This window comes from Kribbella turkmenica (assembly GCF_004348725.1).
GTDB lineage: Bacteria > Actinomycetota > Actinomycetes > Propionibacteriales > Kribbellaceae > Kribbella > Kribbella turkmenica.
Genome location: NZ_SMKR01000097.1, coordinates 12,496 through 28,648 on the forward strand (window position 1 = coordinate 12,496; position 16,153 = coordinate 28,648).

General features: G+C 70.4%; 16 protein-coding genes. 12 read left to right on the top strand and 4 right to left on the bottom strand.

What is annotated here, in order from left to right:
• Nucleotides 1-63: 63 nt before the first annotated feature.
• From E1218_RS21675 to E1218_RS21685, 3 genes are all read left to right on the top strand, one after another.
• Nucleotides 64-1,152: a thiamine pyrophosphate-dependent dehydrogenase E1 component subunit alpha gene (locus E1218_RS21675; protein WP_132322978.1), complete on the top strand. Its 1,089-nt coding sequence runs from the start codon at nt 64-66 to the stop codon at nt 1,150-1,152.
• A 3-nt stretch (nt 1,153-1,155) separates the two neighbouring features.
• A complete protein-coding gene (locus E1218_RS21680; RefSeq protein ID WP_132322980.1) occupies nt 1,156-2,142 on the top strand; it encodes an alpha-ketoacid dehydrogenase subunit beta in 987 nt (328 codons plus the stop codon).
• Between the two features lie 76 nt (nt 2,143-2,218).
• Complete coding sequence (locus E1218_RS21685; RefSeq protein WP_132322982.1) at nt 2,219-3,496, top strand: dihydrolipoamide acetyltransferase family protein; 1,278 nt, start codon at nt 2,219-2,221, stop codon at nt 3,494-3,496.
• On the opposite strand, the gene E1218_RS21690 is transcribed toward E1218_RS21685, so the two are convergent.
• Complete coding sequence (locus E1218_RS21690) at nt 3,493-4,200, bottom strand: TetR/AcrR family transcriptional regulator (RefSeq protein ID WP_132322984.1); 708 nt, start codon at nt 4,198-4,200, stop codon at nt 3,493-3,495. The genes E1218_RS21685 and E1218_RS21690 overlap by 4 nt on opposite strands.
• Before the next feature lie 358 nt (nt 4,201-4,558).
• Between E1218_RS21690 and E1218_RS36680 the strand changes: the two genes are divergently transcribed.
• Nucleotides 4,559-5,491, top strand: coding sequence for a hypothetical protein (locus E1218_RS36680; protein ID WP_202866126.1), 933 nt, complete (start codon nt 4,559-4,561; stop codon nt 5,489-5,491).
• A 1-nt stretch (nt 5,492) separates the two neighbouring features.
• Nucleotides 5,493-6,236, top strand: a complete 744-nt coding sequence (locus E1218_RS21700) for a class F sortase (protein WP_132322986.1) — start codon at nt 5,493-5,495, stop codon at nt 6,234-6,236.
• Nucleotides 6,237-6,498: 262 nt separating this feature from the next.
• Here E1218_RS21700 and E1218_RS21705 read toward each other — a convergent pair whose 3' ends face one another.
• Complete coding sequence (locus E1218_RS21705) at nt 6,499-7,722, bottom strand: MFS transporter (protein WP_233712370.1); 1,224 nt, start codon at nt 7,720-7,722, stop codon at nt 6,499-6,501.
• Nucleotides 7,723-7,845: 123 nt separating this feature from the next.
• Between E1218_RS21705 and E1218_RS21710 the strand changes: the two genes are divergently transcribed.
• Entirely contained in the window at nt 7,846-8,295 is a 450-nt protein-coding gene (locus E1218_RS21710) for a MarR family winged helix-turn-helix transcriptional regulator (protein ID WP_132322988.1), read from the top strand.
• 24 nt (nt 8,296-8,319) lie between these two features.
• Here E1218_RS21710 and E1218_RS21715 read toward each other — a convergent pair whose 3' ends face one another.
• Nucleotides 8,320-9,180 (bottom strand): LysR family transcriptional regulator, encoded by an 861-nt coding sequence (locus E1218_RS21715; protein WP_132322990.1) that lies wholly within the window; start codon nt 9,178-9,180, stop codon nt 8,320-8,322.
• A gap of 71 nt (nt 9,181-9,251) precedes the next feature.
• Here E1218_RS21715 and E1218_RS21720 point away from each other — a divergent pair, with 71 nt between their 5' ends.
• From E1218_RS21720 to E1218_RS21745, 6 genes are all read left to right on the top strand, one after another.
• Nucleotides 9,252-10,304, top strand: coding sequence for an SDR family oxidoreductase (locus E1218_RS21720; RefSeq protein ID WP_233712371.1), 1,053 nt, complete (start codon nt 9,252-9,254; stop codon nt 10,302-10,304).
• 138 nt (nt 10,305-10,442) lie between these two features.
• Nucleotides 10,443-11,048 carry a helix-turn-helix domain-containing protein gene (locus E1218_RS21725; RefSeq protein ID WP_202866128.1) on the top strand — a complete coding sequence of 202 codons (606 nt, stop codon included), beginning with the start codon at nt 10,443-10,445 and terminating at the stop codon, nt 11,046-11,048.
• 74 nt (nt 11,049-11,122) lie between these two features.
• A complete protein-coding gene (locus E1218_RS21730) occupies nt 11,123-12,283 on the top strand; it encodes an NAD(P)/FAD-dependent oxidoreductase (protein WP_132322994.1) in 1,161 nt (386 codons plus the stop codon).
• On the top strand, nt 12,280-13,953 hold the full coding sequence (locus E1218_RS21735; protein ID WP_132322996.1) for an FAD-dependent oxidoreductase: 1,674 nt from the start codon (nt 12,280-12,282) through the stop codon (nt 13,951-13,953). The genes E1218_RS21730 and E1218_RS21735 overlap by 4 nt, the downstream gene beginning before the upstream one ends.
• A complete protein-coding gene (locus tag E1218_RS21740; RefSeq protein WP_132322998.1) occupies nt 13,950-14,852 on the top strand; it encodes a dihydrodipicolinate synthase family protein in 903 nt (300 codons plus the stop codon). Before E1218_RS21735 ends, E1218_RS21740 begins: the two co-directional genes overlap by 4 nt.
• A complete protein-coding gene (locus E1218_RS21745) occupies nt 14,849-15,850 on the top strand; it encodes a proline racemase family protein (protein ID WP_132323000.1) in 1,002 nt (333 codons plus the stop codon). Before E1218_RS21740 ends, E1218_RS21745 begins: the two co-directional genes overlap by 4 nt.
• Here the strand turns inward: E1218_RS21745 and E1218_RS21750 are convergent.
• Nucleotides 15,851-16,153, bottom strand: a 303-nt coding sequence (locus E1218_RS21750; RefSeq protein ID WP_132323002.1) for a UBP-type zinc finger domain-containing protein, incomplete at its 5' end; no start/stop codon positions are given. It lies immediately after the preceding gene.

The window sequence follows — 16,153 nt, forward strand, 5'->3', positions numbered from 1 at the left end:
CTGGCCGCGATTGGCCAGAAGTATGACGATGAGGACACCGTCCGTCTCCTGCAGGAGGGTCACATGACAACCGTCGAGGAGCAACTGCTCCCCTCCACGGAACCCGTCCGGTTGATCGACCAGGACGGCGTACCGCACGACCACCCGTCGTACCGGCTGCCCACCAAGGACGTGCTGGTCGACGGCTACGTCGAGTTGATCAAGGGGCGCCGGATCAACGACCAGGCCGGCGCGCTCGTCCGGCAGGGCCGGCTCGCCGTCTACCCGTCGTCGCACGGGCAGGAGGCGTGCCAGGTCGCGAGCTCGATGGTGCTGCGCGACGGCGACTGGTTGTTCCCGACGTACCGCGACACCGTCTCGATCGTGAGCCGCGGCGTCGACCCGATCGAGACGCTCACGCTGCTCCGGGGCGACTGGCACTCGGGCTACGACCCGTACGACCGCAAGGTCGCGCCGCAGTCCACTCCGCTGGCGACCCAGCTGACCCACGCCGTCGGCGTCGCCCACGCCGCCCGGCTCCGCGGTGAGGACACCGTGGTGATGGCGCTCTGCGGTGACGGCGCGACCAGCGAGGGCGACTTCCACGAGGCGCTCAACTTCGCCGCCGTCTTCCACGCGCCGGTCGTCTTCTTCATCCAGAACAACGAGTACGCGATCTCCGTGCCGCTCGCCCGACAGTCCGTCGCGCCGTCCTTGGCCCACAAGGGCATCGGGTACGGCGTGCCAGGCGAACGGGCCGACGGCAACGACCTGGCCGGCCTGCTCGCCGTCCTCGGACACGCCGTGGCCAAGGCCCGCGCAGGCGGCGGTCCGCAACTCGTCGAAGCGCACACGTACCGGGTGCAGGCGCACACGAACGCCGACGACGCCGCCCGGTACCGCCCGGACGACGAGGTCGCTCCGTGGCTGGAGCGCGACCCGATCAAGCGGCTGGAGACCTACCTCGAGCAGGAGGAATTGCTCGACGACGCGGTGCGAGCGCGCGCGGAGAAGGCGGCCCGCGAGGTGGCCGAGAAGCTCAGGGACGGCCTGATGCCGGAGCCGGACGTGGACCCCGCGGACCTGTTCGCCCACCTGTACAGCGAGCAGACGCCGCAGTTGACGGAGCAGGCCGAGTTCCTGCGGGACGAGCTCGCGCGAGAGGAGGCCTGAGCCATGACGCACGTGAAGATCTCGATGGCGCAGGCGCTGAACCAGGCCCTGCGGGACGCGATGAAGTCCGACGAGACCGTCCTGATGTTCGGCGAGGACGTCGGCGCGCTCGGCGGCGTGTTCCGGATCACCGACGGGCTGACCGCGGAGTTCGGCGAGGACCGCTGTTTCGACACCCCGCTGGCCGAGTCCGGCATCGTCGGGATGGCGGTCGGGCTGGCGATGAACGGCATGCGGCCGGTGGTCGAGATGCAGTTCGACGCGTTCGGCTACCCGGCGTTCGAGCAGATCGTCAGTCACGTCGCCAAGATGCGGAACCGGACCCGCGGCCGGGTCGGCCTGCCGATGGTCATCCGGATGCCGTACGCCGGCGGGATCGGCGGCGTCGAGCACCACTGCGACTCGTCGGAGAGCTACTACGCGCACACCCCGGGCCTCACCGTGGTGGCCCCGGCCACCGTCGCGGACGCGTACACCTTGTTGCGTAAGGCAATCGAGTTCCCGGACCCGGTGGTGTTCATGGAGCCGAAGAAGCTCTACTGGGCCAAGGAGGAGGTCGATCTCACCGAGGACCAGCCGGGGATCGGAACCGCCGTCGTACGGCGTGAAGGCGCGGACGCGACGCTGATCGCCTACGGTCCGACGGTGCCGGTCGCGCTGGAAGCGGCCGAGGTCGCCGCCGCCGAGGGCCGGCAGCTGACCGTGGTCGACCTGCGGTCGATCGTGCCGTTCGACGACGAGACGGTCTGTGCGGCGGTCCGGCGTACCGGGCGCGCGGTCGTGGTCGCGGAGGCCAGCGGGTTCGCCAGCGTGTCCTCGGAGATCGTTGCCCGGGTCACCGAACGGTGCTTCCACTCGCTGGCCGCGCCGATCCGGCGGGTGACCGGCTTCGACATCCCGTACCCGCCGCCGAAGCTGGAGAAGTACCAGCTGCCGGGTGTGGACCGGATCGTCGACGCGGTCGACGACCTGCAGTGGGAGGACTCGTGAACGAGCGGAGCAAGTTCACCGTCGAGCGCAGCACACTCAATGCCTCAGCCGCGCCCGGAGCGAACGGAGGACGCGGATGAGTGTCTTCCTGCTGCCCGACCTCGGCGAAGGGCTGACCGAGGGGGAGATCGTGCGCTGGCTGGTGAAGGTCGGTGACGTCGTCACCGTCGACGCCCCGGTCGCGGAGGTCGAGACGGCCAAGTCGGTGGTCGAGCTGCCGTCGCCGTACGCCGGTGTCGTCGAGGAGCTCCACGGCACGCCGGGCACAGTCGTCCCGGTCGGCGAACCGTTGATCACCATCGGGAAGGTCGACGCGCGGACGACGTACCGCGAGGAGGAGAAGGCCGGCTCGGGCAACGTGCTGGTCGGGTACGGAACCGCGAGCGGCGCCTCGGGCCGCCGCCGCAAGCCGCGGTCCACGGTGGGTACCAGCGTGCCGGGGACGACGTCGAAGGTGCCATTGGTGATCTCCCCGCTGGTACGGCGGATGGCCCGGGATGCCGAGGTGGATCTGAAGAGCCTGGCCGGTTCGGGTGCCAATGGACTGATCGTGCGCCGGGACGTCGAGCAAGCCATCGCACAGCGCTTCGAGTCGCAGCGTGTCGAGTCGAAACGCCCAGAGCAGCAGCAGCAGGCGGACGCCGAGTCGCGGACCGGGCTGCCCGAGCTGCGGCGGATCCCGATGAGCGGGTTCCGGAAGGCAGTGGCGGCGACCTTGAGCCGGAGCCGGGCCGAGATCCCGGAGGCCACGACCTGGGTGGACGTGGACGCGACCGCCCTGGTCGAGCTGCGCGAGTCGTTGCGGACGGCCAAGGACTCCGGGCCGGGCCTGCTCGCGTTGATGGCGCGGTTCGTGGTGGCCGGGTTGCAGAAGTATCCGGAACTGAACGGTTTTGTCGACACCGAGCGCGAGGAGCTCGTCCAGTACGACGGCATCAACCTCGGCCTGGCCGCCCAGACCGACCGCGGTCTCGTGGTACCGGCGGTCCCGAACGCGCACCGGTTGACCACACGCGCGCTGGACGCCGAGATCCGCCGGCTGACCGAGTCCGCCCGTGCGGGCCGGCTGACGCCGTACGAGCTGGGCAGCGGGACGTTCACGCTGAACAACTACGGCAGCTTCGGAGTCGACGGCAGTGCCGCGATCATCAATCATCCGCAGGTCGCGATTCTCGGTGTCGGCCGGATCATCGACCGCCCGTGGGTGGTGAACGGCGAACTGGCGATCCGCAAGCTCACCCAGTTGTCGCTGGTGTTCGACCACCGCGTCTGCGACGGCGGGACGGCAGCCGCCTTCTCCCGTTTCGTCGCCGACGCGTTCGAGAACCCGGCGTCGGTGTTCGCGGACCTCTAAGACAGCTGCCGCGGTCGCAGCCCGACCACGACTGCCCGGAGCCCGCTGGTGAAGCGGGCCTCCGGGCCGGCCAGGTTCTCCCTGCTCAGGTACGCCGCGAGGCTGGCCGCGCCGATCCCCAACTGGTCGCCGGCGGCCGTGCTCCACTCGTGCTCGGTCAGCCCACTTCGCCGCACGGTCGCCGTCCACGCGGCATCGGTGACGGCGGCACCGATCAGGTAGTGGAAGATCGCCGACACCGCTGCGTCCAGGTGCACACCTCTGAAGCCGGCTGAGCGCAGCACGTTCAGGATGCGCTCCGCCAGCGCCTGGTAGTTCGGACCCAGCCCGGCGTGCGAGGCAAGCAGTTGTGGCGTCCAGGGATGCGCCCAGAGAGCTTTGTACGCCGCGGTCGCAAGAGCCGTCACCTGGTCACGCCAGTCACCGTCGCCGGTCTGAACCAGAGCCTCACCCAGTACCTCGTCGACGGCGAGCTCGAGCAGGTCGTTCCTGTTCGCGATCCGCCAGTACAGGGCAGAGGTTGCGGCGGTGCCGAGCTCGGCCGCCATCCGCCGCATCGAGAACGTTTCCAGCCCGTCCCGGTCGAGCACCTTGATCGCCGTCCGGACGATGTCGTCCCTGGTCAGCGGGGCCCGAGTCGCCGGCGGATCGGCCCGCAGCCACACCGATCCGAGCACCGTCTTCTCGTCCGCCTCGCGTGCCACCCGGCAGAGCATAGCGAACACGGTGTCTCACGAACTAAAACACCGTATCAGTGGCGAACGGCAATGACTTTGCGCTGGCTCAGGAAACGATTCGGTTGCGAAGTGCAAGAGCCACGGCAAGTTGGGCTCCGGTTACTTGCACCTCGCAACGCGGTGGCTCCAGAATGCGTGGGCCGAAGTTCACGCGGGGTGCCGGAACACGCGAAGGCGTGTCCGGTCGGGAGTTCGGCCGGCCGGCCGCAAGCGCCGGTTCGACGGATGGGCAATCACCGCTCGGCCCGGCTGGGGGACGTGTTCTCCGGCGGGGCCGCCTACGACGTGCCGGTCGCCTGACCGGCCTCAGACATGGGGAAGACTTGTGAACGACACAACCGTGGACGCCCGCGGGCGCTCGAAGCGGTCCCGCACGGTCGTACTGCTCAGCGGCGCCGGCACGCTGGCGCTCGTGATGGGCGGCGTCACGCTCGCGATGGCTCCGTCCGCCTCGGCGAGCGGCGCCATCATCGACGGCAACCCGAAGTGCGAGAACGTGATCCCGGGTTCGAAGGAGATCAAGTTCGAGGGTGACACGCCGGGCTCGAAGACCAAGGCGGGCGTGACGGTCACCTGGACCAAGCGCACGCTGGTCGAGGACGACCCGGAGCACGAGGGCGACCAGACCGGTGGCGCCGTGGTCGACTTCACCGCCAGCGGTGGCGTCGTGTTCGCCGTTCTGGTGAAGGGCGGGCCGGCGGCCAACCACTACGACTACACGCCGGCCGGATCGGCTGCGGACACCGGGCTGCACACGCCGGTGAACTCCCAGAACAAGCACAAGAAGTACTACGGCATCAGCCACGTGAGCTTCTGCGTGAAGAAGGGGTCGACGACCACGCCGACCCCGACGCCGAGCGAGACGCCGTCGGAGACCCCGAGCGAGACGCCGTCAGAGACGCCCAGCGAGACGCCGTCGGAGACCCCGAGCGAGACGCCGTCGGAGACCCCGAGCGAGACGCCGTCGGAGACCCCGAGCGAGACCCCGTCGGAGACCCCGTCGGAGACTCCGAGTGAGACGCCGTCGGAGACCCCGAGTGAGTCGCCGTCGGCCACTCCGTCCGACAGCCCGACCAGCACGCCGACGGTCGCGGTCCCGACCGAGATCGACGCGGGGCAGTCCGGTGGTCTCAAGAACATGTCCGCGGTCACCAGCAGCCAGGGCATCGGCGGTATCGCCCTGCTCACGCTCGGTGGTGTGCTCGTGTTCGCCGGCATCCTGAAGTCCCGGCAGACGCGCGGCCAGCACGCTGCCTGACATGTCCGCGAAGCGTCGCCGCCCGGGCCGCGCTCGTTCATCGTGGTGGACGATCGGAGCCCTGGCGGCCGGCGCAGCACTTCTCCTGACCGGCGGCTACATCCAGCTCAAGGATGAGGTCGCCCGACCCGGGAACGACGCAGGCCGGCCGCAGACCGCGGCCGGCCCTTCGTCGTCCCCGGCCTCTTCGTCGGCCTCATCGTCGGTCGCCGGGACGACGTCCGCCGTACCGGCGCGGCCGTCGTCGAAGGCCACCCAGGGCAGTCCGCCGCCACCGCCCGAGGCCAGGAGCACGACCCCGGTCCGGCCGGGGAGCCCGGTGAAGGTGACGGTGCCGAGTCTGGGGATCTCCGCGCGCGTCCTCAGCATCCGCGCCCGCGGCGGCACGCTCATCCCACCGGCCAACCCGCGCCTCGTCGGCTGGTGGTCCGACGGTGCACTGCCCGGCGCGGCCCAGGGTTCGGCCATCATCACCGGCCACACCGTGCACGACGGCGGTGGTGCGTTCGACGACCTGGACGAACTGTCCGCCGGCGCCGCCGTTTCGGTGACCACCGGCCGCGGCACGCTGAACTACGTGGTCTCGTCGGTGACCATCTACCGCAAGAAGGCGCTGGCCAAGCAGGCCGCGCGGCTGTTCGACCAGGGCGTCCCGGGCCGGCTGGTCCTGGTCACCTGTGAGGACTGGGACGGCACCGGGTATCTCAGCAACGCCGTCGTCATCGCCGTGCCGAAGAAAGCGTGAAGACCGGCTGGGCCACCACCGCCGCTATCGCCAGGAGGTGGTCCTGGTGGTCGGCTGCTGCGAGTTCATGCTGGTACGCCGGGCATCATCCCGGGCGCGAACTTCTCCGAGGGTCGAGGGCGAGTTCGACATGGCGGGCTGCAGCGGAAGTTCCGCCGCACAGCCGGTGAAGGTTGCCTGACGCAACTTCAGCGGCCGGGTCATGTCGCCGTACCGGTCAGTGCGCCGCAGTACGTCCGCGGACGAGCAGGAGCAGGCCCACTCACCCGGCGAACATGCCGGACGTGTCCACGGACGAGGACTTCCTCGGCGCGTCGCCGTACACCTTCAGCTCACCCGACGCGCCGCGCCGGTCCAGCAGCCCGGCGACCACGGCGACTGCCAGGCCGGAGGCAGCCAGGGCGGCCCCGACCCAGTTGGGGGCGGTGTAGCCGAAGCCGTGCTCGATGGTCAGTCCGCCGAGGTAGGCACCGATCGCGTTCCCCAGGTTGAAGGCGGCGATGTTGGCCGCGGACGCGAGCGCCGGCGCACCCGCGGCCTTGTCCATCACGCGCTTCTGCAGCGGCGCCACGGTGGCGAAGCCGGCCGCACCGAACACGGCGATCGTGACCGCCGACGTCACCTGCCCACGGGCGGTGAAGACGAACGCCAGCAGCACGGCGGCCAGCAGCGCGAGGATCGCGTACAGGCTCGGCATCAGCGACCGGTCGGCCGCCTTGCCGCCGAGCAGGTTGCCGACCACCAGGCCGCCGCCGAACAGCACCAGCAGCCAGGTGACCGCGCCGGCCGAGAAGCCCGCGACCTCGGTCATCATCGGCGCGATGTAGGTGAAGGACGCGAACACGCCGGCGAACCCGAGCGCGGTCATCGCCAGCGCGAGCCACACCTGCAGGTTCTTGAACACGGCCAGTTCGCTGCGCAGGCCGGACCCTTCGGACGTGCTCTGCCGCGGGACCAGGAACACGATGCCGAGCAACCCGGCCACGCCGAGCACCGTGACCGCCCAGAACGTCGACCGCCAGCCGAACTGCTGACCGAGCGCCGTACCGCCAGGGACGCCGAAGACGTTGGCCACGGTCAGGCCGGTGAACATCAGCGCGATCGCACTGGCCTGCTTCGCCTTCGGTACCAGCGACGCGGCGACCACCGAGCTGACCCCGAAGAACGCGCCGTGGGACAGCGCGGCGACGATCCGCCCGGTCATCAGTACGCCGTACGACGGGGCGAGCGCGGACAGCAGGTTGCCGGCGATGAAAACACCCATCAGGGCGACCAGCACGGTCTTGCGGGACACCTTGGACCCGATCGCGGTGAGCAACGGGGCGCCGATCACGACCCCGAGGGCGTAGCCGGAGATGAGCAGGCCGGCGGACGGGATGCTGACGCCGAAGTCGGTCGCGACCTCGGGCAGCAGGCCCATGATGACGAACTCGGTCGTTCCGATCCCGAACGCACCGATCGCCAAAGCCAGGAGGGCTGCGGGCATGACTGGATGTCTCCTCGAATGTAATCTGATGACTGTTATCAGCGAACGCAATAGTTGCAGACGCGGGCAATTGCGCAAGCGCTATGATTGCGCATGCAATCATGAAGATCAAGTGGAGGAGCCGTGGGACTACCGGACGACGCCGCCGAGGCGCGGGCGCAGGGATGGCGGACCCTGGCGGCGCTGCACGCCCGGATCGAGGACGAGTTGGAGCGCGCGCTGCAGAAGCAGCACGGCCTGTCGGTGAGCGAGTACAGCGTGCTCGACGTGCTCGCCCGCCAGGACGACTACCACCTGCGGATGAACCAGCTGTCGAACGCGGTCGTACTGAGCCAGTCCGCGACCACCCGGCTGGTGAACCGGCTGGAGGATCGCGGCCTGCTGCAGCGGTACCTGTGCCCGACCGACCGTCGCGGCATCTACACCGAGGTCACCGAGGCCGGCCGCGACCTGCTCGACCAGGCCCAGCCCACGCACGACGCCGTCCTGACGGCCGCTCTGGAGAAGGCCGCCGACCTGCCTGAGCTGGCACCACTCGTCGATGCCCTGGGCAAGCTTTCGCTGAAGGTCTGAGAGGGCCCGGAGGGGCACCGGGGGTCAGGATCGAAGGACGTCGACGAAGGCCGCGGCGAGGGGGTCGGGCGCACCGCGGGTGTACGCCGTGAGCGTCCGGCAGACCGGGGGATCGGGGCGCAGGACGTGCCCCTCGAAGCCGGTGGGCAGGATGGTGTCGGGCACCAGAGCTGGTCCGAGCCCGGCAGTCGCGAGCGCCGGGGCGGCGGCGGTCTGCTCGGTGCGGACGGCGACCCGCGGTTCGAAGCCGGCTTGTGCACAAGCAAGATCCAGGACGTCGCCCAAGCCGTGACCCGGTGTGTAGTGCACCCACGCGCGGTTCTTCAGGTCCCTGAGACAGACCGTTTCGCCGACGGCGGCCGGGTCGTCCGCGGCGAGCACGACCACCAGTTCCTCGGTGCGCAGCCAGTAGGTCCTGCCCGGCCAGCCGGCCGGCTCCGGGCCGACGGCCAGATCCGCCTGACCGGCGTGCATCGCCTCGGCGAGTTCGTCGGTGTGGCGGTGCTCGAACAGCCGGATGCCGACGTCGGGATAAATCTGACGCCACCTCCGGAGTGCGGCCGGCAGGACTCCCAGGGTGATCGAGTACAGGGTGGCGATCTGTAGCTCACCGACCTCGAGCCCTGCGGCTTGGCGGGCCGCGCAGCGGGCGCGTTCGGCGTCGGCGAGCGCGGCGCGGGCGTGCGGCATCATCGCGCGGCCGGTCGGGGTCAGCCGGACGTTTCGCGGCAGCCGCTCCAGCAGTGGTCCACCGGCCGACCGCTCCAGGGTGCGAATCTGATGGGACAGCGCCGGCTGCGTCACGTGCAGGTGCTCGGCGGCCTTGGTGAACGAACCCTGGTCGACCACGGTGACCAGGTACTCGAGCTGCCGGAGAGTCGTCATGAACTCAGCTTATGGCTTCGGTGAAAACTATGCCTTGGCTTTATCCGGGCAGGTCAGCCAGGCTGTTGGGCATGGAGAAAGTTGCTGTGGTGGTCGGCGCTCGCGGAGTGATCGGGACGAATCTGGTCGAGCATCTGGCCTCGCTGGGTGACTGGCGGGTAGTCGGTCTGTCCCGGCGCGGTGGCGCCGACGTACCGGGCCGCGTCCGGCACGTCGCCGTCGACCTGCTGGATCCGGACGACACCCGGGCGAAGCTGGCCGGCCCCACCGACGTGACGCACGTGTTCTACGTCGCCTACCAGGACCGCCCGACCTGGGCCGAACTGGTGCCGCCGAACCTCGCGATGCTGGTCAACGTGGTCGACGCGATCGAGCCGGTCGCGCGCGGGCTGCGGCACGTGAGCCTGATGCAGGGTTACAAGGTGTACGGCGCCCACCTCGGGCCGTTCAAGACACCGGCGCGCGAGGACGACCCGCCGCACCTGCCGCCGGAGTTCAACGTCGACCAGCAGCAGTTCCTCGAGCAGCGGCAGCACGGCAAGGCGTGGACCTGGTCGGCGCTGCGCCCGTCGGTCGTCGGTGGAGTGGCCCTCGGCAACCCGATGAACCTGGCGGTCGCGATCGCGGTCTACGCGTCGATGTCGAAGGAGCTGGGCGTACCGCTGCGGTTCCCGGGCAAGCCGGGCGCGTACGACGCGCTGCTGGAGCTGACCGACGCCGGGCTGCTGGCGAAGGCGACGGTGTGGGCGGCGACTGAGCCGGCCGCGGCGAACCAGGCGTTCAACATCACGAACGGGGACCTGTTCCGCTGGAACGAGCTGTGGCCCAAGCTGGCCGGCTGGTTCGGCCTCGAGGTCGCGCCGCCGTTGCAGATGTCCCTGCAGGACGTGATGTCCGACAAGGAGCCGCTGTGGAAGGAGCTGCAGGCGACGTACGGTCTCGCGCAGACGTCGTACGCGGAGGTGTCGTCATGGCCGTTCGCGGACTTCGTCTTCGGCTGGGACTACGACTTCTTCGCCGACTCGTCCAAGGCCCGCCGGGCCGGTTTCCACGAGTACGTCGCCACCGACGAGATGTTCTTCGGCATCTTCGCCGAGCTCCGGCGACGCCGCGTCATCCCGTAATCAGACGGTCCACGCAGGTCACGGGCCCCCGGCCTGGACTGAGGAGCGCAGGGAGCGAAGCGACTGGAGCGACGAGGGAAGGCCGGGAGTCAGGGTCCGTGACCACGCCGGCGCCGAAGGCCCGGCCGAAGATATGGCATGCTCCGGCGTGTGGCGGCGATGGGTGCGGGACGGTTGCTCGGGGTGAATCTGCGAGCGCGGCGGGACGAGCAGGGAATCTCGCTGTCGGAGCTCGCCCGGCGGTCCGGGATCGCGAAGGGCACGCTGTCGCAGCTGGAGTCCGGGACGGGCAACCCGACGATCGAGACGGTGTTCAGTCTGTCGAACGCTCTAGGCGTGCCGGTGTCGACTCTGCTGAGCGAGGCGCCGACCACGGACCTGGTCCTGGTGCGGTCCACGGACATCGACGTGCTGTCAGGCGAGGCGATCGACCTGCGGATGCTCCGGCGGCTGGAGCACCCGGGCGGGTTGTTCGAGATCTACCACCAGGAGGTCCGGGCCGGGGCCGTCCAGCACTCGGACGGGCATCCCGGAACCGAGCACCACATCGTCCTGAGCGGGCGGCTCCGGGTCACCTCCCGGGGACGGACCGAGGAACTGGGCGAAGGCGACTACCTCGCCTTCCGGGCCGGCGGACCGCACGAGTACGAGGCGCTCGACGGCCCGGTCCGGTCGGTCCTGCTGCTCGAGTACCCGCCGGACGCGCCGCCGGTGACGCCGGGCGGCCCGCACCTGCCCGAATGACCGCGTTGACCTGAGCAGGATCCCGCCGTACGCTCGATATCGTTCATTTTAGTGAACGGCAAGGAGGCGGTGAGATGCCTGTAGCTGCGACGGCCGACGTGGTTGTCGTGGGCGCCGGCATCGTCGGCGCGGCCTGCGCGGAGGCGCTGACCGCGGCCGGGGTGCGGGTCGTCGTGGTCGACCGCGGCGCGGTGGCTTCCGCGACGACGGCGTCCGGCGAGGGCAACGTGCTGGTCTCCGACAAGGAGCCCGGGCCAGAGCTCGACCTGGCGATCGCGTCTCGCGCCGAGTGGGGCGCCGTACTGGCACGGTTGCCGGAGCGGGTCGCCGATGTCGAGTGGGAGGACAAGGGCGGAGTCGTCGTGGCGACGGCCGAATCCGGGCCGCTGAAGGCGTTCGCGGCCAAGCAGCGCGCGGCCGGTGTCGACGCCCGGCTGATCACGCCGGCGGAAACCTTCGAGCTCGAGCCGCTGCTCACGCGCGACGTGACGATCGGCGTCCACTATCCCGACGACGCGCAACTGCAGCCGGTGCTCGCGGCGACCGCGCTGCTGACCGCCGTACGGTCTCGTGGGAGCTCGGTTCGATCAGGAGTCGACGCGCTGTCCCTGCGGACCGCGTCGGGTCGAGTCGTCGGTGTCGAGACGTCGGCCGGCGAGATCGTCTGTGGTGCGGTGCTGAACGCGTGCGGGCCGTGGGCCGGGACGTTCGCCGCGGCGGCGGGTGCGCCGATCCACGTGCTGCCACGACGCGGCATGATTCTCGTCACCGCGCCGCTGCCGGACTGCGTGCGACACAAGGTGTACGACGCTGACTACGTCGGTGCGGTCGGAAGCGGTGACGCCGACCTGCAGACGTCGACGGTGGTGGAGTCGACACGGGCCGGGACCGTGCTGATCGGGTCGAGCCGGGAGCGGATCGGGTTCGACGAGGCGATCCGGGTGAAGGTCCTGCGGGAGCTCGCACGCAAGGCGGTCGGGCTGTTCCCGTTCCTAGGTGACGTGCCGGTGATGCGCACGTACGGCGGGTTCCGGCCGTACGCACCTGATCACCTGCCGGTCATCGGGCCGGACCCACGAGTCGGCGGCCTGTGGCACGCAACGGGTCACGAGGGCGCCGGCATCGGGCTGGCAGCATCCACCGGCCGCCTCGTCACCGAACTCTTCCTGGGACTCGAGCCGCACGTCGCACCGGACCCGTTCCGCGTCGACCGCCCGGCGGTGCTGGCCGCATGAAGATCAGCGTGAACGGCGAACTGGTCGAGACCGTCCCCGGTCAGACGGTCGCGGCCGCGCTGATCGCGACCGGCCGCACCTCCTGGCGCACCACCAGAATCGCCGGACGACCGCGCGGCGTCTTCTGCGGCATCGGCGCCTGTTACGACTGCCTGGTCGTGGTCAACGGCATCCCTGACGTCCGGGCCTGCCAGCGTACGGTTCGGCCGGGCGATGCGATCACCACCCAAGAGGGTGCGGTCCTTCCTGCGCCGACTGAAACGCACACGGCGCGGACGTCCGCGCCGAGAGTTGTCGACGTCGCTGTGGTGGGCGCCGGGCCTGCCGGGATCGCGGCGGCGCTGGCGGCCGGAGATGCCGGCGCGAGCGTGCTGTTGATCGACAGCGCGCGGGCCGTGGGCGGTCAATTCAATCGGCAGCCGGCCGAGGAGCTCCGGGTGCGGCGCCCCGGACACTTGCAGCATGGGTGGGAGGACTTCGTCGGCAAGCGCGATCGGCTGGCGGCGCACGACCGGATCGCCCGCCTGGCGGAGACGTCCGTGTGGGCGCTGGAGCAGGGGAATCGGTTGTGGGTCCAGCGAGGGCCGGCCGACGGGGCCGGGCGGGAGGTCTTCGCCGTGGAGGCGAAGGCGATCGTGCTCGCGACCGGGGCGTACGACCGCGTGCTTCCCTTCCCTGGCTGGGATCTGCCGGGTGTCTACAGTGCTGGTGCGGCGCAGGCGCTGGCGAAAGGTCAACGGGTCGCGGTCGGGAAGCGGGTGCTGGTCGCGGGGACCGGCCCGTTCCTGCTGCCGGTGGCGGAGTCCCTGGTCGGCATCGGGGCTGAGGTCGTCGGCCTGCTCGAGGCGAACTCCCTGCGTACCGTCCGCCACGGCTGGGCGACCGACCCACTGGTTGCCACCAGCAAGCTTCGCGAGGCGGTCGGGTACGGCGCCCTGCTGGCACGGCACCGGATTCCGCTGCGGCACGGTTGGACCGTGATCGCGGCCCACGGCACGGACCGCGTCGAAGCGGTCACGATCGCGCGGCTGGACGCGGGCTGGCGCCCGCGCGCCGGGAGCGAGCGCACGGTCGCGGTCGATGCCGTCTGCCTCGGCTTCGGATTCACCGCCCAGCTGGAGCTGGCCGTCTCGGCCCGCTGCGAGCTGACCACCGGACCGGACGGCGGGCCCGCAGTCGTCGTCGACGCGAACCAGCAGACCACCACACCCGGTGTCTTCGCCGCGGGTGAGCTGACCGGCATCGGTGGTGCCGACCTCGCCGCGGCCGAAGGCCGGGTGGCCGGCGCCGCGGCCGCTCGGCAAGCAGCATCACCCGCAGAGCATCGCAAGGTTGTGAAGGGCCGGCGGTTCGCGACCGCGCTGGCCAAGGCGTACCCGGTGCGCGACGGGTGGCGGAGCTGGAGCCGTCCGGAGACCGTCGTGTGCCGGTGCGAGGAAGTGACCCGGGGCGACATCGAAGGCGCTGTCGTCGAGCGGGACCTGGCCGACGGGCGGGCGCTGAAGCTCACCAGCCGCGCCGGCCTCGGGTTGTGTCAGGGACGCGTGTGCGCGCGCACCGTCGCCGCCCTCGTCACCGAACGAGACGACGTACCCGAACCATCCATGAGACGTCCGATCGCCGTACCCGTGAGGCTGCGCGATCTGGCCGAAGCGCAGGAGGAACAGTGACCGAGAAGCTGGAAGGCGTGATCGTCGCCACCGCGTTGCCGTACACCGAGGACGCGAGCGCGCCCGCCGGGTTGCGGCCCGATCTGGACAAGTACGCCGAGCACTGCCGCTGGCTGGTCGACAACGGCTGCCGCGGCGTCGGCCCGAACGGCTCGCTGGGGGAGTACTCGTCGCTGACCGACGACGAGCGCCGGGCCGTCGCCCGGACCGCGATCGAGGCCGTCGGCGACGACGGTGTCGTGGTCGTCGGCGTCCACGGTGTCGGCGCGCACCAGGCCCGGGCCTGGGCCGAGAAGGCGGCCGAGGACGGTGCGGACGGCGTACTCTGCCTGCCGCCGACCATGTACCGGGCGAACCGCGGCGAGGTCCTTCACCACTTCGCCGAGGTCGCCAAGGCCGGACTGCCGGTGATGGTCTACAACAACCCGCTCGACACCAAGGTCGACCTGACCCCGGACCTGCTCGCCGAGATCGCGCAGCTCGAGAACGTCGTCGCGGTCAAGGAGTTCTCCGGCGACGTCCGCCGGATCCTGGAGATCCGCGAGCTCGCCCCCGACCTGGCCGTCGTCGCCGGCGCGGACGACCTCACCCTGGAGGCGCTGCTGATGGGGGCGACCGGCTGGTTCGCCGGGTTCCCGAACGTGTTCCCGGCGGAGTCGGTCCGGTTGTTCGACCTCGCCGTACAGGGCAAGCTGGAAGAGGCCCGGGCGCTCTACGAGCCGCTCGTCGCCGCCTTCCGGTGGGACTCGCGGGTCGAGTTCGTCCAGGCGATCAAGTACGGCATGGACTACGTCGGCCGGTACGGCGGCCCGTGCCGCCCGCCGCGGGGCCCGCTGGTCCCCGAGCACGTCGCCCAGCTGGAGCAGGACATGAAGAAGGCCGTGGAGAGCTTGCGATGAGGTCCGTCCGGACGATCACCGCGATCGACTCGCACACCGAGGGGATGCCGACCCGCGTCGTCACCGGCGGCGTCGGCGTCGTCCCCGGGACGACGATGGCCGAGCGGCGCGAGTACTTCGTCAAGCACCTGGACGACCTGCGGCTGTTCCTGATGAACGAGCCGCGCGGCCACTCCGCGATGAGCGGCGCGATCCTGCAGCCGCCGACGCGGTCCGACGCCGACTGGGGCGTGCTGTACGTCGAGGTCTCCGGCTGCCTGCCGATGTGCGGCCACGGCACCATCGGCGTCGCCACCGTGCTGGTCGAGTCGGGCATGGTCGAGGTGGCCGAGCCGGTCACCACCGTCCGGCTCGACACACCGGCCGGGCTGGTCGTCGTCGACGTTGCCGTGAGCAACGGTCGGGCCGAGCACGTGACGTTGCGGAACGTTCCGGCGTACAGTCACGCCCTGGACGCGTCCGTGAACGTGCCGGGGCTGGGCACGGTGGTGTACGACCTGGCGTACGGGGGGAACTTCTACGCGATCCTGCCGCTCGAGCAGCTCGGGATCCCGTTCGACCGGGCGGAGAAGGACCGGATCCTGAAGGCCGGTCTGGACATCATGGCGGCGATCAACGCGACGGACCGGCCGGTGCATCCGCTGGACCCGGGGATCCACAGCTGCAAGCACGTGCAGTTCACCGCGCCCGGGCGGAACGGGAGCCACTCGCGGAACGCGATGGCGATCCACCCAGGGTGGTTCGACCGTTCACCGTGTGGGACCGGGACGTGCGCGCGGATGGCGCAGCTGCACGCGCGCGGTGAGCTCGGGCTCGGTGAGGACTTCGTGAACGAGTCCTTCATCGGGACCTCGTTCACCGGCCGGCTGCTCGAGGAAACCACGGTCGGCGACCGGCCGGGCGTCGTACCCACTGTGCGCGGGCGCGCGTGGATCACCGGCATGGGTCAGTACCTGCTCGACCCCGACGACCCTTTCCCCGCCGGTTTCGTGCTCTGATCAGCGGTGGAGCTTGGACTTCCAGTCCTCGGGGACGTTGCCGCCCGGAACCGGCTGTTCCTCGGGCCGCGAGCCGGGCGGGGCGAGCTCCGGACCGTCGTAGTACTGGGACTCGCCGTAGTGCCAGAACCAGTCCTCACCCGGCTCGAAGCTCTGCACGATCGGATGCCCGGACTCCCGGGCATGCGCGGAGGCGTGCTGCGCCGGCGACGAGTCACAACACCCGACGTGTCCACACTGCGCACACCGCCGCAGGTGGAACCACCACCCGCCGACCTCCAGACAATCCCCACACCCGTTCCC